The 407-nt window shown below is 71.0% G+C and carries 1 protein-coding gene; it reads left to right on the plus strand.

Annotation, left to right across the window (positions count from 1 at the left end):
- Positions 1 to 304, plus strand: a 304-nt coding sequence (locus tag OP79_RS49200) for an FAD-dependent oxidoreductase (RefSeq protein WP_033329872.1), incomplete at its 5' end; no start/stop codon positions are given.
- Between the last annotated feature and the right edge of the window lie 103 nt (positions 305 to 407).

Below are 407 nucleotides of genomic sequence, written 5' to 3' on the forward strand. Positions count from 1 at the left end.
GCTGGACCGGACGGTGCAGCCGGAGGAGCTGCAGATCTATGCCGACTTGATCGGCCGCTACCTGCCGGACCTGCACCCGGACCCGACCCGGCTCTCCGTCTACATGGAGGGCTACACCGAGAGCAGCCGCCCCCTGGTCGGCCCGCTGCCCGGCGCCGAGAACGTGATCCTGCTCGCCGGATTCTCCGGTCACGGCTTCAAGCTCTCGCCCGCCTTCGGCGACATCGCCACCGACCTCGCGCTGGACGGCGCCTCTCCTCAGCCCATCGACTTCCTCTCCACCGTCGGCCGTACGGAGGCATGACCATGAGCGACACCACCCTCTCCGTCGGCTCCCTGGAGGCCCGGCCCGGCACCAAGGCGCGCGGCACCGTCCGGGCCGACCTGGGCACCCTCACCGCGGACAT

The sequence above is a fragment of the Streptomyces yerevanensis genome (assembly GCF_000716805.1).
In the GTDB taxonomy this organism is placed as follows: Bacteria; Actinomycetota; Actinomycetes; order Streptomycetales; family Streptomycetaceae; genus Streptomyces; species Streptomyces flaveus.